Annotated in this window: 23 protein-coding genes; 14 read left to right on the top strand and 9 right to left on the bottom strand. The window is 45.0% G+C overall.

Annotated features, from left to right (window positions below):
* Window positions 1–160 precede the first annotated feature (160 nt).
* The gene (locus DY78_RS00385) at window positions 161–1,408 is read left to right on the top strand and encodes an ArgE/DapE family deacylase (protein WP_051502031.1); all 1,248 of its coding nucleotides are present in this window, start codon (window positions 161–163) and stop codon (window positions 1,406–1,408) included.
* A 214-nt stretch (window positions 1,409–1,622) separates the two neighbouring features.
* On the opposite strand, the gene DY78_RS00380 is transcribed toward DY78_RS00385, so the two are convergent.
* Window positions 1,623–2,360 carry a sulfite exporter TauE/SafE family protein gene (locus DY78_RS00380; RefSeq protein ID WP_024624862.1) on the bottom strand — a complete coding sequence of 246 codons (738 nt, stop codon included), beginning with the start codon at window positions 2,358–2,360 and terminating at the stop codon, window positions 1,623–1,625.
* Window positions 2,361–2,483: 123 nt separating this feature from the next.
* Between DY78_RS00380 and DY78_RS00375 the strand changes: the two genes are divergently transcribed.
* The gene (locus tag DY78_RS00375; protein ID WP_024624861.1) at window positions 2,484–3,047 is read left to right on the top strand and encodes a TetR/AcrR family transcriptional regulator; all 564 of its coding nucleotides are present in this window, start codon (window positions 2,484–2,486) and stop codon (window positions 3,045–3,047) included.
* Between the two features lie 41 nt (window positions 3,048–3,088).
* On the opposite strand, the gene hflX is transcribed toward DY78_RS00375, so the two are convergent.
* Window positions 3,089–4,375 (bottom strand): GTPase HflX, encoded by a 1,287-nt coding sequence (hflX, locus tag DY78_RS00370; protein WP_024624860.1) that lies wholly within the window; start codon window positions 4,373–4,375, stop codon window positions 3,089–3,091.
* An 89-nt stretch (window positions 4,376–4,464) separates the two neighbouring features.
* Here hflX and DY78_RS00365 point away from each other — a divergent pair, with 89 nt between their 5' ends.
* Together DY78_RS00365 and DY78_RS00360 are read left to right on the top strand one after the other, a co-directional pair.
* The gene (locus DY78_RS00365) at window positions 4,465–4,908 is read left to right on the top strand and encodes an NUDIX hydrolase (protein ID WP_024624859.1); all 444 of its coding nucleotides are present in this window, start codon (window positions 4,465–4,467) and stop codon (window positions 4,906–4,908) included.
* Window positions 4,909–5,044: 136 nt separating this feature from the next.
* Entirely contained in the window at window positions 5,045–5,359 is a 315-nt protein-coding gene (locus tag DY78_RS00360) for a DMT family transporter (RefSeq protein ID WP_024624858.1), read from the top strand.
* Window positions 5,360–5,451: 92 nt separating this feature from the next.
* Here the strand turns inward: DY78_RS00360 and DY78_RS00355 are convergent, their stop codons facing one another.
* Genes DY78_RS00355 through DY78_RS00340 form a run of 4 tightly spaced genes read right to left on the bottom strand, consistent with a single transcriptional unit; the run spans window position 5,452 to window position 9,634 of the window.
* Window positions 5,452–6,105, bottom strand: coding sequence for a histidine phosphatase family protein (locus DY78_RS00355; RefSeq protein WP_024624857.1), 654 nt, complete (start codon window positions 6,103–6,105; stop codon window positions 5,452–5,454).
* 12 nt (window positions 6,106–6,117) lie between these two features.
* Window positions 6,118–6,774: a histidine phosphatase family protein gene (locus DY78_RS00350; RefSeq protein ID WP_024624856.1), complete on the bottom strand. Its 657-nt coding sequence runs from the start codon at window positions 6,772–6,774 to the stop codon at window positions 6,118–6,120.
* A 49-nt stretch (window positions 6,775–6,823) separates the two neighbouring features.
* A complete protein-coding gene (locus tag DY78_RS00345) occupies window positions 6,824–8,680 on the bottom strand; it encodes a cation:proton antiporter family protein (protein ID WP_024624855.1) in 1,857 nt (618 codons plus the stop codon).
* A gap of 18 nt (window positions 8,681–8,698) precedes the next feature.
* Window positions 8,699–9,634: a GrpB family protein gene (locus DY78_RS00340; RefSeq protein WP_024624854.1), complete on the bottom strand. Its 936-nt coding sequence runs from the start codon at window positions 9,632–9,634 to the stop codon at window positions 8,699–8,701.
* A gap of 143 nt (window positions 9,635–9,777) precedes the next feature.
* Here DY78_RS00340 and DY78_RS00335 point away from each other — a divergent pair, with 143 nt between their 5' ends.
* Entirely contained in the window at window positions 9,778–10,527 is a 750-nt protein-coding gene (locus tag DY78_RS00335; protein ID WP_024624853.1) for a hypothetical protein, read from the top strand.
* Window positions 10,528–10,631: 104 nt separating this feature from the next.
* On the opposite strand, the gene DY78_RS15905 is transcribed toward DY78_RS00335, so the two are convergent.
* Together DY78_RS15905 and DY78_RS00330 are read right to left on the bottom strand one after the other, a co-directional pair.
* Complete coding sequence (locus DY78_RS15905; RefSeq protein ID WP_156093402.1) at window positions 10,632–10,802, bottom strand: hypothetical protein; 171 nt, start codon at window positions 10,800–10,802, stop codon at window positions 10,632–10,634.
* 132 nt (window positions 10,803–10,934) lie between these two features.
* Window positions 10,935–11,573, bottom strand: a complete 639-nt coding sequence (locus tag DY78_RS00330) for a DedA family protein (RefSeq protein WP_024624852.1) — start codon at window positions 11,571–11,573, stop codon at window positions 10,935–10,937.
* A 230-nt stretch (window positions 11,574–11,803) separates the two neighbouring features.
* On the opposite strand from DY78_RS00330, the gene helD reads away from it, so the two are divergent.
* A complete protein-coding gene (helD, locus tag DY78_RS00325) occupies window positions 11,804–14,110 on the top strand; it encodes an RNA polymerase recycling motor HelD (protein ID WP_024624851.1) in 2,307 nt (768 codons plus the stop codon).
* 68 nt (window positions 14,111–14,178) lie between these two features.
* Here the strand turns inward: helD and DY78_RS00320 are convergent, their stop codons facing one another.
* Window positions 14,179–14,472: an AbrB/MazE/SpoVT family DNA-binding domain-containing protein gene (locus DY78_RS00320; RefSeq protein ID WP_024624850.1), complete on the bottom strand. Its 294-nt coding sequence runs from the start codon at window positions 14,470–14,472 to the stop codon at window positions 14,179–14,181.
* 140 nt (window positions 14,473–14,612) lie between these two features.
* On the opposite strand from DY78_RS00320, the gene coaA reads away from it, so the two are divergent.
* The 8 genes from coaA to DY78_RS00280 all read left to right on the top strand — a co-directional run bounded on the left by coaA (window position 14,613) and on the right by DY78_RS00280 (window position 21,964).
* Entirely contained in the window at window positions 14,613–15,536 is a 924-nt protein-coding gene (coaA, locus tag DY78_RS00315; protein ID WP_024624849.1) for a type I pantothenate kinase, read from the top strand.
* Window positions 15,537–15,628: 92 nt separating this feature from the next.
* Entirely contained in the window at window positions 15,629–17,185 is a 1,557-nt protein-coding gene (gene guaA / locus DY78_RS00310) for a glutamine-hydrolyzing GMP synthase (RefSeq protein ID WP_024624848.1), read from the top strand.
* A 188-nt stretch (window positions 17,186–17,373) separates the two neighbouring features.
* Complete coding sequence (locus DY78_RS00305) at window positions 17,374–17,928, top strand: hypothetical protein (RefSeq protein WP_024624847.1); 555 nt, start codon at window positions 17,374–17,376, stop codon at window positions 17,926–17,928.
* 17 nt (window positions 17,929–17,945) lie between these two features.
* On the top strand, window positions 17,946–18,191 hold the full coding sequence (locus DY78_RS00300; protein ID WP_024624846.1) for a hypothetical protein: 246 nt from the start codon (window positions 17,946–17,948) through the stop codon (window positions 18,189–18,191).
* Window positions 18,192–18,708: 517 nt separating this feature from the next.
* Window positions 18,709–19,698: a nucleoid-associated protein gene (locus tag DY78_RS00295; protein WP_024624845.1), complete on the top strand. Its 990-nt coding sequence runs from the start codon at window positions 18,709–18,711 to the stop codon at window positions 19,696–19,698.
* A 152-nt stretch (window positions 19,699–19,850) separates the two neighbouring features.
* Window positions 19,851–20,414 carry a hypothetical protein gene (locus tag DY78_RS00290; RefSeq protein ID WP_024624844.1) on the top strand — a complete coding sequence of 188 codons (564 nt, stop codon included), beginning with the start codon at window positions 19,851–19,853 and terminating at the stop codon, window positions 20,412–20,414.
* 295 nt (window positions 20,415–20,709) lie between these two features.
* Entirely contained in the window at window positions 20,710–21,153 is a 444-nt protein-coding gene (locus DY78_RS00285) for a DUF3841 domain-containing protein (RefSeq protein ID WP_202813863.1), read from the top strand.
* Between the two features lie 436 nt (window positions 21,154–21,589).
* Entirely contained in the window at window positions 21,590–21,964 is a 375-nt protein-coding gene (locus DY78_RS00280; protein WP_024624843.1) for an AAA family ATPase, read from the top strand.
* Window positions 21,965–22,002 lie beyond the last annotated feature (38 nt).

Here is a 22,002-nt window from a genome sequence, read left to right as displayed (position 1 = left end):
AGGAAGCTGATCTTTTTTGTCCGAACAGCGTTCGGATTAATTTTACAATCTACCGAATAATATAAATTTTATTGTGATAGTGGAGTGGTAACTTAAAGGTGTGCTCGCTTGTGACGCCTCACAATCCCATGGTATAACCAGTATCAAGAGGTGATTTGTGGTGGATGAACAACAAAAAATGCAAATTTTAGCGGACTTAGTGGCGATTAAGTCGGTGAATGGTCACGAATTAAAAGTGGCCGAATATTTGGAAAAATTATTAACACGCTATGGCATTCAAGCCGAGATTTTGCCATTAGGAAATGACCGGGCCAACTTGGTGGCGACATTGGGTGAAGGTAAACCGGTACTAGGGATTGGTGGTCATATGGATGTCGTTGACGTGGAACCAGCGGGTTGGAAGACCGATCCGTTCGTAATGACGCAAGCCGGCGATAATTTGTATGGTCGTGGTGTCAATGATATGAAAGACGGCTTGGCCGCCATCGTGATTGCGATGATTGAAATTAAACAAAGCGGGGTGCCATTGCCGGGGACGTTGAAGTTTCTAGCGAGTGCCGGTGAAGAAGTTGGCCAAGTGGGGGCGCAAGCGTTGACTAAGGCCGGGTATGTCGATGACTTGGATGCCTTGTTGATTTGTGAACCAACCGGCTATCGGATTATTTCCGCCAATAAAGGGACGTTGAATCTAACGGTGAAGTCCCACGGTAAAGCGGCGCACAGTTCGATGCCGAAACTCGGTAATAACGCGGCGACCCATTTATTGAACATCTTGCAACGGATGCAAGCGACCTTTGATGATGTGGCCGGCGCCGTGGTCAATCCCGAAATGGGTGGCACGCTGTATAATGTCGATGTGTTGCAAGCGGGTAACCAAGTTAACGCCATTCCCGGTCTAGCTACCGCCCAAATCAATTTGCGGACGATTCCGGAATTACCGAATGACCAATTAATCGCCGCCTTTCAAAAGACGGTTGATGACTACAATGCCACAACTAACGGCGATATTGAATTAATTGCCGCTAATGACGTGATTTCGACGCAGGGTAATCGCGACTCTGATTTGATTAAGCTGATTCAACAAATCGGGAATCCCTATGCGGCTAATCAAGACTTGTCAGCTGAAGAGCGCGCCTACGAACAACAGTTGATGAAGTTGTTAGATATGCCATACGCGGCCGATGAAATTTTAGCGATGAGTGCGTCGGGGACGATGGATGCGTCGAGTTATTTGATTGATCATCCGGTCGGCTTCAATTATGCCGCCTTTGGTCCGGGGAACGATACCCAACATCAAGATAATGAATATACGTCCAAACGCCAGTACTTAGAATTTATTGCAATTTACAAAAAATTGTTTGTCCAATATTTACAAGTGGCTGCCAAGAAACAAGTTGTTGAAGACTAGTCTGGGACAAAAGTCTTCGAACGTTGACCTCCAGCAAGTTAACCTGTTTCTCGTACCGGGATGTCATCGCTTAATGACACGGATTATCTGAAAAGTACGAATAAGGGAGTCACCACTATGCTTGTTAGTGGTGGCTCCCTGATTGTGTCTGAATGATAGTTTCAATTTAGCTGGAATTACTACTGACCGGAAGCGACAACTGATCTTAGTATGTTTAGAGAAACATTTTAACCCCAAAGTAAATGATTAATAAGCCTAGAAAAGGGGTCAACACCCGGTTAACTTTATTTAAATCGAGCTTGCGAATGACTAGCGGGGTTAATATGGCACCAATAATTGCGCCGAGCATCAACATCCAGCCGGCTTCCCATGCAAAAGTGCTCGTAAACAAGTGCCCGACAAAGCTGATGGCGGACATGGCCGTCAAGACGTACGTGGCGGTTCCGGCCGATTCGACGGCGGTTAACCCGAGAATCGTTAAGCCCGCTGCCGTGGTGGCCCCACCACTTAAGCCGCCAATGCCGACCATTAAGCCACTCAATAACCCAAACCCACGAGCTGCCCATGCTTGGTGGGGATTGTCACTGGTTGCTTTTTTAGGAAAGATGGCTTTGCGTAAGACCATTAGCCCCATCACAATGAAAATTGAACCGACAATCCAGTTGTAAACATTTTGTGGGATGTATTGGGCGCTAATGGTCCCGACAATAATTCCCGGAATCGCTGCAATAATCATCTGATTCCCAACGTGAAAGTTCACGTTATGAATGCGAGTCTGCGTCAAGAAGCCAAAAAACAGGGCGGGTAACGCGACCAATAAGGAGGTCGGAACGGCCACGGCCGTCGCTAACCCTAGTTGGCTAGTGAGGACGCCTAAATATAAAGCGGCGCCCCCGCCACCAATTAAACTAACAAAAATACCGATGACTAAACCGTAAATTAGGGTAAGCATATAGAGACCTTCTTCGTTTGAACTGTTAAGTTAAATATAAACGGAGTGTGCTCCACTTGTCAAGCAACTGTCTTGAGTGTAAGATGGATTTGATAAGACAACGAGGGGAAAGGTGGCGTCAGCATGCGTAAAGACGCGCAAGCCAATCGGGAAAAAATTTTGACGACGGCCGCGGCATTATTTCGCGAAAAATCGGTCGCAGCGGTCAGTATGAAAGATATCGCCACTGCGGCGGGTATCGGTACTGGCACGTTATATCGCAATTATCCGAATAAAAGTGAACTGTGCTTAGCCTTGTCGATGGATTTTATTCAGCAATTCATCACGGATGGCCAAACGTATCTCGCGATGGCCACCGCCGATGCGGAAACGCAATTCAAACATGTGTTAGGCCAGTATTTAACGTTCCGCGAACGGCGGATGCAACTGCTGGCGTCGATTGAAAATGGGCCGACAGTGATGTCAACATATTATCGCAGTGAATTGTATCAACAGCTCGTGCAGTTATTGATGCAAGTTTTGCGACCGGTCAGTGGGGACTTAACGGCGGCTGAGTTGGAGTTTCGGGCAGATATGTTGATTGCGATGTTGAAGAGTAATAGTTATGCTTATCAACGCCAACAAAAAGGCTTGTCCCGAGATCAGTTATTAATAAATATTACGAAGCTAATGTTAGCGACCAACTAAAAAACGCCCACTGTCAAAATTGACAACGAGCGTTTTTGATATTAAGCCGGAGTAACCACGTATTTTTCATAACGTTGGGCATCCACAGCATTTAATTCAACTTCCAATTGTGTTCCGTCGGCCAAGTAATCGGTCTTCAAGATGTTGGCATGGTCGTTCAAATAGGCCACGACATCGCCATCACTGAACGGAATCAAGAGGGTCGTTTTGACATAGTCTTTGAAAACTTTGTCTTTAATCATCTTGGTCAACACTTGCAAGGACTTTTCGTCTCTAGCGGCGTAAATCAATTGATCATCTTGTTGACTTGGATAACTGGCTTCGGTCAAATCAGCTTTGTTGTAGGCGTACAACATTGGCACGTCGGTCACACCGATTTCTTTGAGCGTCTTTTCCGTGGTGTCCATCATTTCTTTGTAATGAGGGTCAGCGTAGTCAATGACTTGGATTAACAAGTCGGCACTGGCAGCTTCGGATAACGTTGACCGGAAGGCATTGATTAAGTTATGCGGTAAGTCGCTGACGAACCCAACGGTATCACTCAATAAGAGTTGTTTGTTGTCGGGGAACGTTAATTGGCGAATACTCGTGTCCAAAGTGGCAAATAACATATCTTTTTCGAAGACTTGCTTATCTTCGCCTTTACCGAATAATTTAACTAAGCCGTTCATCGTGGTTGATTTACCGGCATTGGTATAGCCGACTAACGCCACATTTGGCAATCCAGCTTTATCACGTTGGGCGCGACGCACTTCTTCGTCTTTGTTGAGTTCTTTCAGTTCATGCTTGGCATGGCTGATGCGATCTTGGATGGTCCGACGATTTAATTCAAGTTGCGTTTCACCGGCCCCACGGTTGGTGAAACCACCGCCACCACCAGCGGCGGCCCCGGCTTGTTGGTCCAGCCGGTTGGAAATGCTGGTCCGTAGCCGTGGTAATTGATATTGTAATTGGGCAATCTTAACTTGTAACTTGGCTTCTTTACTGCGAGCACGGTTACCGAAGATTTCCAAAATTAACCCGGTCCGGTCAATGATTTGTAAGCCGGTTTCGGTTTCTAAGTTCCGGACTTGGCTAGGCGTCAAGTCGGCATTGATGACCATAATATTTAATTCGTTAGCTTCAGCCATTTCTTTGATTTCAACGACTTTCCCTTTACCAAAATAAGTGGCGGGATTGGGCTTTTCTAGGCCTTGGTCGATGCGCAAAGCGGCGTGCATATTATTAGCTTCAACGAGTGATTCTAATTCTGACATCGCATAGTCATAATTGGCGACCGTTTTGGACATGCCGGCAATAATAACTTCTTGTACGATTGGTTCGGACATTCAATCACACTCCTGACGTGTTATAGTTGTTTTAAGTATAACATGTCTAATTAGAATATTATTGGTTCGAGTATTATGGGGGTAATTACATGGGTTACGTCTTAGATTTAAGAAAAAAAGTCGGCCATCAACCGTTAGTCGTTGCGGGTGCGGCCGTGATAGCCCTGAATACGGCTGGACAGCTCTTATTAGTCCATCGTAATGACAATGATAAATGGGGCTTGCCAGCGGGTTCGACGGAACCAGGCGAAAGTGTGGCGACCACCGCGCGCCGCGAGTTACGAGAAGAGACCGGGCTAACCGTTGGCGACTTACAACTGGTTGATGTCTTTAGCGGCCCTGAGATGCATTATGAATATCCCAATGGCGATGTGATTGATAGTGTAACCACCTTATATCAGGGAACCATCACCGGTGGGGCACTCACGCCGCAAACCAATGAAACAACTGCGGCGGCTTTTTTCGACCGCGACCAGTTACCCACGCCGCTCACGCCATTAACCGCCTGGATGTTGCTTGGTCAACGTCCTTGACCGGCTGTGTTAAATTTGCTATATTGGACTGAATTAATCAGAACAACTGTCACCGGACAGCGTACATGAACTTCCTTAGGTCTTAGCGGAAGTTCACGTGACGTTGGCCGGTTTTTATTTTGAGGAGGAAATTAGCATGACTTGGATTTATTTAGTAGTAGCCGGGATTTTTGAAGTGGTGTGGGCGACGATGATGAAATTAAGTGATGGGTTTAGTCACCTCGGGTATTCCGTGGCGACCGTTATCGGCATGATTTTAAGCTTCGGCTTCTTAGCGTTAGCGACCAAACACTTACCGTTGAGTATCGCGTATCCGATCTGGACGGGGATAGGCGCAGTCGGGGCGATTGTGGTCGGGGTCATATTGTTTAAAGATACGCTTTCACCGCTTACTTGGGTATTTGTCGCGATATTGATTATTGGGATTATCGGGATTAAAGTGACGAGTTAGTTGCTGATAGACAGCTTGTTGCGCAAAAATACGCTCAGCATCGCAAATTACGGTGCTGAGCGTATTTATTATTGTCGTCATAGCGACTCGCATTAAACTAAATCTTCAGCGTAACTAAGCACTTTAATCTGGTCGCCGTCGACATCGATACGTGTCAGGCTACCGTTTTTCGGTCCGGTCGTAATGTCGATATCCGGGGCGAAGTGGCTGACCATGCTGCGAATCGTGGTGCCGTGGGAAACAACTAAGATTTTTTCGCCGTTATCATGGTGGGCTTTTAAGTAATCAAAGCCGGCGTTGACCCGGTCCCAATATTGCGCGTTGTTTTCCGCGGCGTGCATCGGTTCGATGGCTTGCATCATGTCGCGGGTTTGTTCGATATTGATGTGTTGGAGTAATTCATGCAAACTCGTGACACCGTAATCTTTACCCACTAATGACCAGACGCGACTGCTGTCGTCGCCTTCGAAGTAACCGTAAAAGACTTCGCGGAAGTTTTTTAACGTCTTCAAGTTGTCAGCATCCCGGTTCATTGCGGTTTTGATTAACTTAGCGGTATCCATCGCGCGTTTGGAATCACTGGAATAAAATTGGCTGAAGTCGACGTCTTGCAAGGCGTGGCCCACTTTGGTGGCGACGTCGCGACCTTTATCAGTTAACGGTGAATCCGACCAACCTTGCATCCGATTATATAAATTAAAGAAAGTCTGGCCGTGCCGGACAAAGTAAATTGAAAATTTTGACATGGGAGAACTCCTTTACTTGATGTGGTCTTTTTTACCGAAGTAGTCTAAGTGAATACTGTCATCGGTAATCGTAAACTTCGTCACACTGCCGTTTTTCGGCCGGTCGGGTGACGTTAATTCGGCAACTTCAGCCGCAATACTAAAGATTGTATTGCCGTGGCTGACGAGTAACACTTTGTCACCATCGTGGGCGTTTTGGCGGAGTTCATCGATGCCGCCGTTGACCCGGGCCCAAAATTCAGCGTTGTTTTCGGCTTGGTGGAAAGGGTCGGCTTCTTTAGCGAAGTCTTTGGCTTTATGAATCCCATACTTGGCAATGATATCTGATAAGCTCGGTGCTTGATGGGGCGCGCCAATCATGAACCACGTTTGCGACGTATCGTCACCTTCAAAGTAACCGTAAAATGCCTCGCGAAAGGCGGGCATCGGGGTGACCGTTAAGTCGGCGTTACCGCTATTCGGTAAGATGAGGTTGGCCGTGTCCATGGCGCGCGTCATATCACTGGCGTAAGCAGCGTCGAATTTGACGTCAGCCAGCATTTTACCAGCGTTAACGGCATCTTGTTTGCCAACTTCAGTTAGTGGTGAGTCACACCAGCCTTGCATGCGGCGGTACTTATTGAAGTACGTTTGACCGTGACGAATCATGTAAACGGAAAATGTAGCCATAAATTTAATTCCTCGCTCTTTTCATAGATAATAAGTTCATTTTAGCATATTAGTTGGCGGTCGCTAAGGCTTGCCGAATTCTTGGCGCGTCTTGCTTGTTACCGGTAAAAATCAAGCGGTCGCCATATTGAATGGTGGTACTCCCATTTGGCACGATGATCTTACAATTGCGAATCACTTGGCTAATCGTAATATCTTGGGCAAATTGTAAGTTCTTGATTTGCACGTTGGTGTACAAGTGGTTGACGACGCGAACTTCGTAAATACTGTTTTCGGTATTGCCGAGCATCAGTAAGGTCGATGGCGATTCAATCAACGCCCGCAATAACGTAATGTTGGCTTCGGGCGTGTTATAAACTTCGACGCCAATTTCTTTAAGTTCGTCTTCGTGTTCATTCAAGACGTTCCGGTCTTCAAAGCGGACGATAATCCGTTTAACACCGTATTCATGGGCCGCCTTAGCGAGCTCATAATTGCGTTCGGCATTGATATGCCCCAATACCAAAATATCGGTATCAAAGACGCCCTTATCTTCCAGCTGTTCCGGGGTGAAATCTTCCATTAATTCCACCGGCGCTTGCGCATGATAAGTCTTGTAATTTTCAGGATGGTTGGTATACATCTTGACGTCATACCAGCCCTTGCGTAACTGTTGCGCAACGGGGACGGTACTCAAGTTGGCGCCAATAAAATGGACCGCTGTCTTGACCAAGTCTTCTTTTTCCGCGGAATAAAACTTGTTAAAAATCAATGGTGAGACGACGCAGGTGAGCAGGGCGGCTAATAAGAACGCGCCGGACTGGTCGGTGGTAATCGTCTTCATGGATTTAGCGACTCGTAAGACGGCTAAGACCATCGTCATAGTGGTGGCCGTTAGTGCGGTACCGGCTAAAGCGTTGGCTTGCTTGAAACGTAACTTCAAGACCCAGTAACTCCCGAGTTTGGCGACCATGTAAGCTAAGAAGAATAACGGAATTAATAAGAGCGTTTTGCCACTCGTTAATAAGGTCCGTAAGTTCAAATCAACGCCGGTCGTAATGAAGAAAATTGGGATGAAAAAGCCGTACCCAATGGAGTCGAGCCGTTCGCGGGTGCTTTCGCTCGGTTGTAAGAGCTTGAGCACAATCCCGGCGACGAATGCGCCTAAGATATTTTCCGCACCGACCGATTCAGCGACGGTAACCATCGTGACGATTAAGAAAAACGCTAAGCGAATGTCTAATTGTGTCGTGGACTTATTGATATTTTGATAAAAACGGAAGAATGGCTTGAACCGTAACAACAAGACCGCGGCGACCGCTAAGATTAATAATAAGAGCCATAAGCTTTGCGAGTTGCTGCCGTAAACGGAAGCATAGAGCGTTAAGCCCATCATTGGGACGATTTCCCCGAAGACGGAAATCAATAAGATGGTTTGTCCGAACGCTTTACTCAATAATTCTTTTTCTTTCAATGCGGCGATGACGATGCCGAGTGAAATCGTGCCAAATAAGATGGCGGCTAACCAGAAATCACTGAATAAGCCGGACACTTTGAAGGCGGCGGCTAATAGTAGTGATAAGACAACCACCGTCGTATAGGCGTAAACCGACAGCCGCACCGGCGAATACTTCGGCACATTGACCGCGTTTTTCTTTTCCAACGGCGTTAAAGCAGCCCGCCGTTTTTTGAACAGGCTGAAGTCGATTTCTAACCCACTTAAAAACAGCAACACAATGACCCCAATCGTCGATAACTGGGAAATAGACGTCGTCGTGTTGACGATATTAAAGACACTTGGGCCTAAAATAATGCCGACGATGATTTCCATGACGGCGGTTGGTAGACTGTTGATTTTGAACTTAGCCATCACTAATGGAATTAGTAAGGCCGCAAATAAAATAATGACTAGTGAAACTTGATCCATCTGAATCCCTCAATTCATTTATTCGACGCGGAGTTGATCGTCGTCGTAACTCCAGAACGCTTCATGCAAATGGGCGTCCGTAAATACTTTTAAAACTTGGCTGATACCCGGGGCTAACTTGTCCGGTGTTAGGGCGCTAAGTGGTTGCCAGCTGATGGCCCCTTCATACGAACCGGCCAATAAATTGCCGGTATAATCGCTGGTCGTGTAGAGCGTGCCTAACGAAACATCGCCAGCGGCATTTTCGACCCAAGTGACGGTCCCCGCTAATTGTAAGTTACGCACTTTCAGGCCCGTTTCCTCGAAAACTTCACGGGTCATCGCGTGAAGCTGCGACTCACCGGGGTCAACATGCCCGCCCGGAAAGGTCAAACCGTTCCATTGGGCGTCAATTTTATTTTCAACCAGGACTTCGCCAGTTGTCGGATTTTTAATGAAACACATATTAACTAATTCGGCGCGGACGGTGCGGTCGTGATGTTCGTGGTCGTCTTTGGTTTTGAGCCACTCGGCTGCCTTGCCATTGATGCCGTCGACAAAGTCCGCTTTGTTGGCATAATACATCGTCGTCGCTTGGGCCGCCGTTTGCCGGACGGCCGTGTATTTGCGGCCATCGGTGCGATGCGCATTTAAATAATCGCGAAAATTGATGACTTGTTGATAAGCCGGTTCATCTACGAAAATTAAAATATTAATCAATTGGCCGTCAAAGGTCAATTGATAAGTATTCGGCTGATTGGGGACCGGGGCCGCATTTAACGCGTGGGCCACCGCCGTTAAGTTGGTGACCAAAATGGCGATGTCGATAATGGGGCGGGCCGGTAGTTGCGGCATGGCAGTACTGCCGACGTGACTGCTGGTCGTTAGCCATGGTTGTAGCGTTACTTTGAGTCGATCTTGAAAATCAGTGGCAGTTGTTTGCCAGGTTGGTTTATAAGGTTCCAATTGAATCATGAAAAAATGCACCTCCGCTGTTAAGAATCCTATGCCAGAATACACTTTTTACGGGGATTTTGAAAGAATTTACTAGTTTTCATAGCACAGTGGTTTGCTATAATTAGACGAAAGCGCGACATCTTAGAAATCGGGGCGGCAAAATGGATTGGTATGTTTGGTTCAATATTATTGGGTTGATGGTCACCGTGGCGTTGGCGATGCGAACGCATTACGTGCGGCGGACCATGTTTTTGGCGGTGCAGGCCACTAATCAAACCATGACCCCGCGACAAATTCGGCGGAGCTGGCGGTTCTTTGACCGTGCTGAAATTGCGCAGTCTCAGACCTTACGGCGCTTAGACTTTTGGGGTGACCGCGGAACGAACCTGGCCACGGTTGGCTTGGCGCTGACGTTATTGAAATGGACGGGCGTAATGCTACTTTCATGGCATGCCCAATTTTGGATTGCGGTGAGTGCGTTGCTGGTGTTATTGGGGACGAGCTTAAAACTAATCTTTTCATGGCAAGTGCAACGGCGATTACTCGCGGCGCATGCCACGTCGAATCCCCAACAGCCGTTAGCACCGGGCGCGACAACTGAGACGTTAGCACACCAATACTTAAATTATCGACAAATTACGAGTTGGTGTCTGGGGGTAGTGGTGTCAGTCGGCTTCGTCATGAACGCCACGGGCTGGCTAGCACCAGATTATACGGCGCTGCGGTTTTATGGGACTTGGTGGAATTACTTTAAGTTCCGTTATCATTGGCAAACGCCGGGATCGCACAGTATGCAAAATATTCAGCTACCGGGTGTCACTAAGGTAGCGATAACTGCGCCACGGCCACAATTTAAGTTGCAGGTGGTTAATAATAAGTGCGCGTTTTATGGCACGATGAAAAATAGCTAAAATAAAGGCCGACTATTGATAAATTCGTGGTCGGCCTTTATTTAGTGGGTGAAAAAATTTGGTAAGCACGTTGGTTAGTCAGCTGAGCGGGATATATGACTGATTTAGACATCCTCGCGTTTTGTCATGATGCCCGCCAGCCAATCGCGGTCGGGGCGTAAATCGATATTGTGGCGGACGGCTTGTGCAAAAATGTTATTAGTTGGGATAGGCTGTGAGCGTGTTTTATGCTGAGGATGCGCTGCTGATTCGGGTTGGTTGTTTTTAACGGTCATTGAAATAGCTCCTTTAGCAAGTGCCTAAAAGATAGCATGCCGAATTCAGCATCACAACTTTAAACACTCACCGGACAAAAAAGTTGGTTACGCGAAAATCACGCAACCAACAACTTTTATTGCCGATTTTTATTAAGCGACGGGATGCCGACGCCGTAACGTTTTCACTAAAGTTAAAGTAGCGGCGGGAATTAAGGCCGCGGCCATGATGCCTAAGAAGCATAACGATAAGTGATCTTGTACGAAGCTGATCGACCCGAAGAAGTAGCCTAGTGAGCAGCCCACCGCGACCCAAATGCCGACGCCTAAGAGGTTCCATAGGGCAAAGGACTTTTGTGGCATTTTGGAAGCACCCGCGGTCAGGGGCACAAACGTCCGAATAAGGGGGACGAAGCGGCCAAACATGACGGCTTTGCTGCCATATTTGCTGAAGAAGGCTTGAGCTTTAACTTGTTTGTCGGCGGGTAAGTGGCGTTGCAGCCAAGGTAAGCGAATCAAATGGCGGCCAATCTCATAATTAACCGTATCGCCAATTACGGCGGCGACGAAAAACACGGGGACTAAGACTTGAATGCTTAACGTCGTGTGGGTCGCAGCCATCGTGCTGGCCAAAAAGATTAATGATTCGCCGGGCAAGAATGGAAAGACCACCATGCCGGTTTCTAGGAAGATCACCGCAAACAGCATTAAGTAGCTCCAACTACCCAGGGTCGTGAGTAACGGCACCAGATACTGTTCTAAATGCGTCAAAATTAACACTAAATTTTCCAACGGCGACACCTCCAATTTCGATTAAATATATTTTAGTCGGCTGCCCGGCGAAATGCTAGTGTAATCGCTACCATTTAGAGTGATTTAACGGATTCGTAATTTTCAAAACGAAAAATTCATACATATTTAACAACAATTTAGTATTTTGCCGGGGGTAGTGGGTTATTAATTGAGTCAGGCGCTAGATAGTGCTAAAATTGTTTATCGAAATTTAGGAATGGGGGCTGCTGATGGCTAAGTCAATTAAAGCTTCAGAACAGGAACATTTGGATGAAGTGGTTGGAAAGATTCGCATCGAAGAACAGAAACAAAGTCAGACCATTGCGCGCTCGGAAAAAGACCAAGCGGACATTAAGCAGAATTTTTATAACGACGTCAATATTAAGACCGATAGTTATGAAGGCATGATGGAGACCGGCTTGTCCGTGCGCCAACAACAACAAATGTTGGACGAACGGCAAAACAGTTGGCAACATGCGACCAAGCAACTCTCGACCTTAAAGAAACTCGAAAAAAACGCCTACTTTGCGCGGTTAGATTTTCATGAAAAAGGAGAACCGGCAACTGAAACGATTTATATCGGCCTCAGTTCATTCTCCGACAGTCCGGATCACTTTTTGATCTATGACTGGCGGGCACCTATCTCAAGTATTTATTACGACGGCGGGCTCGGGCACGTCACGTATCAAACGCCAGATGGCCCTCAACAAGTTGATGTGCAATTGAAACGCCAATTAATGATTGAAGACGGGTCCATCGTGACTGTCTACGATACCGATGAAGCCGTTGGAGACTCGATGTTGTTGGAAGTGTTGGATGAAAAGTCCAGCACGAAGATGAAGAGTATCGTTACGACGATTCAAAAGGAACAAAATACGATTATTCGAGATACCAGCTCGGACTTGCTATTCGTGCAAGGGGCCGCTGGTTCCGGGAAAACATCGTCCGTTTTACAACGGGTCGCGTACTTGTTATATCGTTACCGCGGTAATTTAACGGCTGGTCAAGTGATTTTATTCTCACCTAACCAATTATTTAATGATTATATTAATCAAGTGTTGCCCGAATTAGGCGAGCAAAACATGGTGCAGATGACGTACTTCCAATATGCGTCTTATCGGTTACCACACATGCAAGTCGAAACGTTGCAACAACGTTTTGAAACTGAAAATACGCCGGCAATGGCGAAAATCACGAAGTTGGAAGGCAGTTTAGCCTTCTTCAAAGCGGTGACCGCATACGGGAACCATTTGGAACAAGCTGACATGCGTTTCCGTAACATCACGTTGAATGGCGAAGTGATTATTCCGCGCGAAAAGATTAAAGAAATCTACTATAACTTCAATGAAAACTATCACTTGGGCGTGCGCTTATCGGCGACGAAGGAAGCCTTGATCAAAATCTTGAACAGCAAAGTTGAAGCGGAAATGCGGACGAAGTGGGTCGAAGAAACTGTTCAAGACTTGTCGCGTGAAGAAATCAACAACTTGTACGGCAATCAACCGCGCGAATTCAAGAATGGTGACCAAGAATTCAAGTTCTTAGCGCGCAAGATTGTCATGCAACGGCTCGGCAAAGCGCGGACCCAAATCGTGCGGAACCGCTTCTTGAGCATCAACTTGCAATACGCCCATTTCTTGCGTGAAGTGCCGAAAATCTTGAACTTAGATAAGTACGATATCACTCGCGATGAATGGGATGCCGCCGTTGAACAGAAGTTAGCAGCCATTAAAGACCGCCACATCTCGTTGACGACCGTCTCGGCTTACATGTACTTGCATGACTTGATGACCGGCAAAAAAGGCCAACGCGAGATTCGCTTCGTTTTCTTGGATGAAATTCAAGATTACAACGCCTTCCAATTAGCGTTCTTAAAGTTCAGCTTCCCGAATGCCCGCTTCACGATGCTCGGGGACTTGAATCAAGCTATTTTCACCAAGGAAAACAGTCACACGCTGATTGGCGAATTGGAAACGTTGTTCGATCCCGAAAAGACGCGAGTCGTCCAATTGACTAAGTCGTATCGGTCAACGCAACAGATTACTGATTTTACGAAGGAAATCTTAGTCAACGGGGAAGCGGTCACTGCCTTCGACCGCCAAGGCGACTTACCGAATATCGCTATCACCGGCGACTTCGATAGTGCCGTGGACCAAGTCGTCGACCAATTAGCGATGAACGATTCGGACCGCGATACCACCGCCATTATTGGTAAAACGTTGGCGGAATGCGAACGCTTGACGCAAGCCTTGAAAGACCGCGGTGAACACGTCACCTTGATTCGTACTGAAAACCAACGTTTAGCTCCCGGCTGCATTATCGTGCCGTCCTTCTTAGCGAAAGGCTTGGAATTCGACGCGGTCATCGTTTGGAATGCCAATGCGGATAACTATGCGCGTGAAGATGAACGGCAATTGTTATACACCATCTGCTCACGAGCGATGCATGAATTGACGATTACTTCGGTGGGGGCCTTGTCACCACTGTTGAGTCGTGTTAATTCGGCGTTGTATACGTTGGATGAAGCGACGGTATAAATAGATGTTAAAAGCCAGCTAAGCGGGGTAATCAAACCGTTTAGCTGGCTTTTTAGCGTCTTGATTGATTAATAGTTATACTCGTCTGAATCTTCATGCATCCAAGCAGCAAAATTAGGTGACCGCTTTTCATCGACGGTGCCGTCGTCATTAAAGTAGACGGTTTCCTCGTTAAATACTTTTGGAAGCTCAGAGACGTTATCATCAGCAGGTTTTTTCAAAGTGATGGTGCCATCGGTATGCTGAATGAGGTTAACGATGTCGCCGGGAACAAGCCCCAGTTCACGCCGCAATTCGATAGGAATCGTAATTCGACCGCGCGTTGAAACGGTCGCGGTATAAGTTTTGTTTTCAGTTGTCATGAGGTCCACCTCCATCTATGGTTCATTGTACGCAGGACCACTCGCCACAGCAAGGTGTAAGCGTTAAAATTCACCCGGTCTTTTAGGCATTATTTATGCTATAATCTACCCATTAATTTAATGATGGTGGCAGACAACTTATGGAAGAGCAATTGAACTATTATCGGTTTTCACGCGACCAGTGGAAACAATTTTACCAAGGCGGGCACGTGCCGTTATCCGCGGCCAACTTGCAAGAAGTCAAAGCGTTTAATGACCAGATCAATTTGGAAGACGTGCGTGAGATTTATTTACCGCTAGCCCATTTTCTACAAGCAAAATTTGAACATTACTTATCATGGCGCGAGACCGAGTCGGCATTTTTACAACGGCAAAATAAGCGGTCGCCGTTTATTATCGGGGTCTCCGGCAGTGTCGCGGTCGGTAAAACGACCACCGCGCGCTTACTCCGCTTGCTATTTAAATATTTATATCCGGACCGGCGGACGCAATTAATTACGACTGATGGGTTTCTATATCCGAATGCCGAGTTGAAAAAGATGCAGCTGATGGAACGCAAAGGGTTTCCGGAAAGCTATGATATGCCACGGCTGATTCAATTTTTAGACGATGTCAAAAGTGGTAAGCCGTTAGCCAAGGCGCCGGTGTATTCACATCAAACGTATGATATCGTGCCGAATCGGTTCGACGTGATTACTCATCCGGATATTTTAATTATCGAAGGGATTAACGTCTTACAATTGCCATCCAACGAGCACATTTACATTAGCGACTTCACGGACTTTTCGGTGTACGTCGATGCCGATGCCGACTTAGTGGAAACGTGGTATTTGGACCGGTTTGAAGCGTTGATGAAGACTGCCTTTCAAGACCCGAAGAACTATTTTTATCCATGGGCGATTGGCGACCACGACGATGCGATTGCGATGGCCAAGCGGGTCTGGGAAGATGTCGACCTCAAAAACTTGAATGATTATATCTTGCCAACGCGCAATCGTGCGGATTTAATTTTGCATAAAGTCGCGCATCATTTGATTGATGCCGTGTATTTCCGCAAGTATTAGCACTAAGAAATTTCTCATAGTTATTGACCGAACGTTTAGAAATCAGTATGATAGACCTATTGAACGTTAATTAATCCAAAGGAGTGAACAACTTGGCAAAAACGGACACCGCGTCATTCGACTCAATTTTAGTGTTGGATTTTGGGAGTCAATATAACCAATTGATTACCCGGCGCATTCGTGATTTCGGCATTTATTCAGAATTACTTCCGAATATGATCACTGCCGATGAAATCAAAGCCCGCCACCCTAAAGGTATTATCTTTTCCGGTGGTCCTAACAGTGTTTACGATGATGGCGCCTTACGGGTTGACCCTGAAATCTTCAAGCTTGGTTTACCAATCTTAGGGATTTGTTATGGGATGCAACTGATGACTTACTCACTTCCGGGTGGGAAAGTTGAATCCGCGGATAACCGCGAATACGGAAAAGCGAACATTACCGTGACCAGCGACGCTGCAACCTTGTTCAAGGATACGCCGCAGGAACAATCAGTTTGGATGAGTCATGGTGACTTGGTAACCCAAGCACCCGATGGCTTTGACGTTGTCGCTACTTCGAAGAACTGCCCAATCGCAGCCATTCAAAATGTCGATAAAAAGATGTATGGGATTCAATTCCACGCCGAAGTGCGCAATACCGATTACGGTAGCGAAATTTTGAAGCACTTTGCATTTGACGTTTGCCAAGCTGAAGCTAACTGGTCAATGGATGACTTCATTGACATGCAGATTGAAAAAATCCGTGAAGAAGTTGGCGATAAAAAAGTCTTACTCGGCCTTTCTGGTGGGGTGGACTCCAGTGTCGTTGGTGTCTTGTTACACAAGGCCATTGGCACGCAATTGACGAGTATTTTCGTGGACCACGGTTTGTTACGTAAAGGCGAAGCTGACCAAGTTATGGCGAGTTTGGAAGGAAAGTTCGGTTTAAACATCATCAAAGTTGATGCTAAAGACCGCTTCATGAGCAAATTAGCCGGTGTCAGTGATCCCGAACGCAAACGGAAGATCATTGGTAACGAATTTATCCAAGTCTTCGACGAAGAAGCCACCAAGTTGAATGGGATGGAATTCTTAGCGCAAGGGACGTTGTATACCGACGTCATCGAAAGTGGGACTTCCACAGCGCAAACGATTAAATCACATCATAACGTCGGCGGGTTGCCCGAAGACATGCAATTCAAGCTCATCGAACCATTACGGACCTTATTTAAAGATGAAGCCCGTGAATTAGGTGAAAAGCTCGGCATGCCTTCTGACCTCGTTTGGCGCCAACCATTCCCAGGTCCTGGTTTAGGGATTCGGGTCATTGGTGAAATCACCGAAGACAAACTCGAAATCGTCCGTGATAGTGATTACATCTTACGTGATGAAATCAAAAAAGCCGGCTTAGACCGCGAAATCTGGCAATACTTTACCGTCTTACCAGGTATCAAGAGTGTCGGTGTCATGGGTGACGGTCGGACTTACGATTACACCGTTGGGATTCGTGCCGTTACTTCGATTGATGGGATGACCGCTGACTTTGCTCGCATTCCTTGGGAGGTCTTGCAAAAGATTTCGGTACGCATCGTCAATGAAGTCGCTCACGTTAACCGCATCGTGTATGATGTTACGAGTAAGCCACCTTCGACGATTGAATGGGAATAGGTTTGCTATGACCATTCGGCCGTGATGAAACGGTGAAAATAAGTAATTTTTAAAGAAGCAGTTAGTCAAATGACTAGCTGTTTTTTTAGTGTGTTTAAAAGGGCTTAATGATATGCTTAAAAAAATGAACCGATGTATGTTGCCAAGGTGAACCAGTTTTATATTTGTTAGGTGGGGAGGTGTCGGTGATGATTGAACATAACTATTTTTATCTTGTTAAGCCGTTAAGAGTATTACTTGAAATGGCAACGGATGAGCATGAATCTTTTCAACTTGCTGAAGACCAATTTGTGGAAGTGGTTGATCAACGACAATCAGCAACTTTTCTTACTGGATGGATGGTCATTCATTGTGGTCCGAATGATGTTCTTTTGGCAAAACGAAACGATCTTGAAGTAAGTGAAAGAGCGCTAACAGCAGTGCAATACCAGTCAGCGGTGAGTGCAAGGCAAATTTTTGAGCCAACTTGGATGGATAAATCCGGCGTGCAATTTGAATTAAAGTATTCGCTTGAAGTGCACGAATGGATTCATAATGATGACACCCAAAAACCGGCCGAGTTAATCCCAATTTTCCTACCGATTGGAACAATTGGAAAAATCAAGACGCTTTCATGGGATTTTGAAGGTTCTGATGATAAACAGTACTGGATGATGGAAATTGAGACTGTTGATGGCCGATGCTATGATGTCATGTATCCAGAACTCTTGAATGCAGCTGTGGAATATCAAGATGAAACGTAATTTGAAAGGTGCGCAAAATGGTAGCTTTCCAAGTTGAAAAACTCATTGTTAGTGATGTAATTAGGTATCGTAATCAATCTGTTGTCACAATTTCAAAACCGCACAAACCTATTTGGACTGGCGATTATATTCAACTTGCAACCGGTCAGCGCTTGAAAGTTGCAGGCGTACCGTTATACGACAATCCGAAAAGTGTGCCAGTTGGAAAAATCGATATTGTTTTAGACGCCAAAATTAATATAAATGATGTGTTGTATTATTGACAATAACGATGTCTATACCAGAGTTATAGTAATTAAAAACGGCAATAATTCCAGACGCCGACTTCGTTGTGTATTGTTAAAACAGTGATTGCTAAAACTATTTGATTTGGGAATCGCCAACGATTTCAATGCAACCGTAGCCAGTCACGGTTTGGCCGTTATAGGTATCGGTGATGTGCCTGACACTTTCGATGCGATGGAAGGTAGCGAAGGTTTCTTGACCTTTGAAGTCGATAGTGATTTTTAACTGAGCGTTAACGCTTGAAATCGTGACGTGCCAGCGGAATTATTGACGTTATCAGTCGCTATGGCCGGTCGTCAGATGTTGATCAGCTGAAAAATAGTATATTATTGATAAATAAGCTCTTTTCGCAAGCTTCAATGGAATTTATTGCGCTCAAGCAACGGAAACTTGATTAAGTGGCTTTGCGGGAAGTAATTACGAAGCGATTACGTTATTAGTAGCGTCACTGCAATCAACTAAGCGCCATATTTTGTTATCGAGAAAGGATAATTCATGAGAATTTTAAACATTATTGACCATATCTTAGATAAGGACTCCGGCAATGTAGTCTTGTCACAAAAAGAAATCCCCAAGGACAATCTGGAAATTTCCACGTATGTTGAAAAGGTCATTGAGAAACTGTGGAAAAGTGAATACTTGGAAGTGGATTTGTCACGGGTGCCCATGCTGGAACAGTTTTGGAATAGTAGTGATGACTTTCAACAAATTACCGAAAAGTTTGCGTTGGATTATTTTGAAGCCATCAAAGTAAACGATAAAATTCCGGGCGGTGACTTGTTATTTTTTAACATGGAATTGGACGATTTAAGCCGGGTCATTGGGATTGCCAAGTTAGATTATACCCAACGCTATATTCATAATGTTGAGTACGATGATGATGTGTTGGTGAATAATATTGTGAAGAACACAAGTATCCTGCCATCGCCAGGGCAAGGCGTCAAAAACATGGTGCTCATCGATAAGGAAAACGTCAAGATTCGGGAGCAACAATACACTGGGACGAGTGGGAAGTGGTTGATGTCGCGGGACTTTCTTAACGTTGAATCGATGCCGTCCAAAGTTTCTACCGATGTGAAGCAAATCAAAAAATCAATTCAAAAGATTTCTGAAAAGTATGACGACGAAGATGACTTCGCAATTACTTCTAAGACGCAACAGGCGATTCATGACAGTCTCGAGACCGATGGCGTGATTGACAATGACTACATCGCGGATGTGGTGTTTGAACAAAAGGAAGAAGCGAAAGCCGAGTTCAAAGATCAGTTGGCTAAGAAAGCCATTGAACCAGTCGTCAGTGTGCCGAATGCGGACTATTTTGAAAAGAAGTATGAACGGCAAAAGATTAAACTTGATAATGGGATTGAGATTAATGTGCCGATTAGTCTGTTGAAAAATCGGGATGCGATTGAATTTGAGACTAATCCGGATGGGAGTACTTCGGTGGTTATTAAGAATGTTGGGAGCTTGAAGAGCAATTTTTAAGCTCAATATCTGATAGAACGACTTAACCGTGATACTTTAATTTTTAAGGAAAATCGTGACGTATTAATTTCACTAAAAAATATATTCACTTTAACGTTGGTGTGTTGATGTTATCAGTGTTTTCGGGATGGAATATGTTTGGAGGGGCAGAAGTGGATTGGATACGCTATTTCAGAAATGATGATGAGGCACCAGCTGTGTGGTTTAGCATGCACGAAACAATTGGGGTACAGGTGTTAGATTTGCAACAGCACGAGTTAGTATGGCGTGATGATTATATTGCAGACGAATATGAGATTGATGGCGATGAGATAGTCTTTGCCAGCGACAACATTGTGGAAGTAACCGAGTTGGCTTTTGTTGAAGCAGTCGGTCAAGAAACTCCTAAAAATAATCAACGACTGGTTCATGCAATGTGGTGTCATTATTGGGGGCCGAATGTTTTGCACCACTTACATCACGGCTGGACTTATCAGGGCGAGCGAATTGGCACTAATTGGTTTCAATGTCCTGACGAGGCCGGTGAGTGGCACATGTTTTATGCTGAACTAACCGAAAAATCATTTTTTACTGAATCTGTTGGGACAGACTGGACGACGTTTGAAGATGAGTTTATTTTACTTCCCGCTAACGAGCTAAGGATTTTTGATAAAAAGGGGCATCCGACGGAGATTGAACCCGGTTCTAATCGAAAAAAATGGCGAAAACATCGTTAGCACGACCTTTGATTAAGGGTACGATGCTATTCATGCAACGAAGGAATCATGACTCGAATTGTGTTGGCAAACATAATTTGAGTCGTGATTTTTATTAGATAGCAGTGTGGTGATTGCTATTACAAGCGATTTGAAATTTGGGGATTTAAATTCAATAAAACTTTACATGATTTTGATTACATAAGTAGGATGAAAAATGGTAAAAAGTAATCAGTAAGATATAATCGGAAAATTATAACTTAAGTATCCGGGGGATTACTGGTACAAAAAAGAAACTTGCGAGGGGAAGTATAAATTGCGAATATGGACGGTTCAACCAGAAGAACTGTATGTGCAACTCAAGGAACAAGGAGTCATTCATACCAACATTGAACTATCGGAATACGCAGATTGGGATATGTTCCGGTCTGCGTATGACTGGCTGGTCGTGCAGATGGTGAAGCGTATTGGAACGCCACCGAGTGGTGTGGCTTATCCATTTTGGGCCTGGCATACAATGGATTGGAAACATAAGAAGCCTGATTTAAGATCAATGGAATTTCGTGGATACTCGGTGCCGTGTGTCTGTTTGGAACTGGAAATACCGGACAATCAGGTATTATTAAATGATGAAGAAAATTGGAATACGATTTTAAACCGAGGCTATTTGGGCGATGCGACTAGTGATGCCGAATTTGACGCTGAAATGGCGTGGTTTGATACGTTGCCAGTTGAAAAGCAACAACTGGTCCAACATTAGTCTTGGCAGAAAGTATTTAATGTTGAACCGCTAGATGATGAGTGGCAAATGCGGGGACGATACGTGCAGGCGACATTTTGGGAGTTACGACTGGCTGATGTGAAAGCAGTGCGCCACTTTTGCTGGCCCGAGCTGAAGCATTAGTAACTAATCGGTAAAAGTATCATTATCACGACCGTTGATTAAGGATACGATGCTATTCATGAAACGAAAAGATCACGATTTGAATTATGTTGACAAACATAATTCAAATCGTGATTTTTATTAGATGACAGTGTAATTCTATGCAAACTAAAGATACAATAGGGAAAATTTATCGAAGTGTTTAAACACTAAAATTAAAAAACGGGAAAAACTATTTTATTGACGAATCGTGATTAGTTAGTGATAATAAAAAGTGGTTAAAAACGAAAAAACGTTTTTAAGGGAGAGGCCTATGTTAATAGATTTTAAAGTTCATAATTACAGATCATTCAAGACAGAACAAGATTTTTCAATGCAAACCGGTAAAAGATTGCGAAAATATCAAGATACCAATACCGTTATGTCAACTGATGAACGATTATTGAAATCAGCCTTAATATTTGGTGCGAACGCTAACGGTAAAACCAATTTAATTAAGTCATTAATCATGCTTAAAAATTTAGTTGTTAATCCAACTAGCGATGAATTACAAGTGTTAGACTCCGATACATTTGGCTACAACAAAAAGAATACTTCTTTTGAAATTTGTTTTTCAATGTCAGATGATAAATATGAATACACATTAGAATATAATACGAGTGAAGTGGTCTTGGCTCTTATGATGTAATTACGGACAACTTGTTCGCTATAATTATCTCAAAGGAG

Source organism: Lactiplantibacillus fabifermentans DSM 21115 (assembly GCF_000498955.2).
GTDB lineage: Bacteria > Bacillota > Bacilli > Lactobacillales > Lactobacillaceae > Lactiplantibacillus > Lactiplantibacillus fabifermentans.
This window is presented reverse-complemented; position numbering and strand designations above follow the sequence as displayed.

Coding starts and splice junctions, on each gene's coding strand:
- DY78_RS00360 (WP_024624858.1), top strand. CDS start 5,045: ATGACTTGGATTTATTTAGTAGTAGCCGGGATTTTTGAAGTGGTGTGG.
- DY78_RS00345 (WP_024624855.1), bottom strand. CDS start 8,680: ATGGATCAAGTTTCACTAGTCATTATTTTATTTGCGGCCTTACTAATT.
- DY78_RS00340 (WP_024624854.1), bottom strand. CDS start 9,634: ATGATTCAATTGGAACCTTATAAACCAACCTGGCAAACAACTGCCACT.
- DY78_RS00295 (WP_024624845.1), top strand. CDS start 18,709: ATGAGAATTTTAAACATTATTGACCATATCTTAGATAAGGACTCCGGC.
- DY78_RS00280 (WP_024624843.1), top strand. CDS start 21,590: ATGTTAATAGATTTTAAAGTTCATAATTACAGATCATTCAAGACAGAA.
- DY78_RS00375 (WP_024624861.1), top strand. CDS start 2,484: ATGCGTAAAGACGCGCAAGCCAATCGGGAAAAAATTTTGACGACGGCC.
- DY78_RS00320 (WP_024624850.1), bottom strand. CDS start 14,472: ATGACAACTGAAAACAAAACTTATACCGCGACCGTTTCAACGCGCGGT.
- DY78_RS00300 (WP_024624846.1), top strand. CDS start 17,946: ATGGTAGCTTTCCAAGTTGAAAAACTCATTGTTAGTGATGTAATTAGG.
- DY78_RS00305 (WP_024624847.1), top strand. CDS start 17,374: ATGATTGAACATAACTATTTTTATCTTGTTAAGCCGTTAAGAGTATTA.
- helD (WP_024624851.1), top strand. CDS start 11,804: ATGGCTAAGTCAATTAAAGCTTCAGAACAGGAACATTTGGATGAAGTG.
- DY78_RS15905 (WP_156093402.1), bottom strand. CDS start 10,802: ATGACCGTTAAAAACAACCAACCCGAATCAGCAGCGCATCCTCAGCAT.
- DY78_RS00350 (WP_024624856.1), bottom strand. CDS start 6,774: ATGGCTACATTTTCCGTTTACATGATTCGTCACGGTCAAACGTACTTC.
- DY78_RS00355 (WP_024624857.1), bottom strand. CDS start 6,105: ATGTCAAAATTTTCAATTTACTTTGTCCGGCACGGCCAGACTTTCTTT.
- DY78_RS00365 (WP_024624859.1), top strand. CDS start 4,465: ATGGGTTACGTCTTAGATTTAAGAAAAAAAGTCGGCCATCAACCGTTA.
- DY78_RS00335 (WP_024624853.1), top strand. CDS start 9,778: ATGGATTGGTATGTTTGGTTCAATATTATTGGGTTGATGGTCACCGTG.
- DY78_RS00380 (WP_024624862.1), bottom strand. CDS start 2,360: ATGCTTACCCTAATTTACGGTTTAGTCATCGGTATTTTTGTTAGTTTA.
- coaA (WP_024624849.1), top strand. CDS start 14,613: ATGGAAGAGCAATTGAACTATTATCGGTTTTCACGCGACCAGTGGAAA.
- hflX (WP_024624860.1), bottom strand. CDS start 4,375: ATGTCCGAACCAATCGTACAAGAAGTTATTATTGCCGGCATGTCCAAA.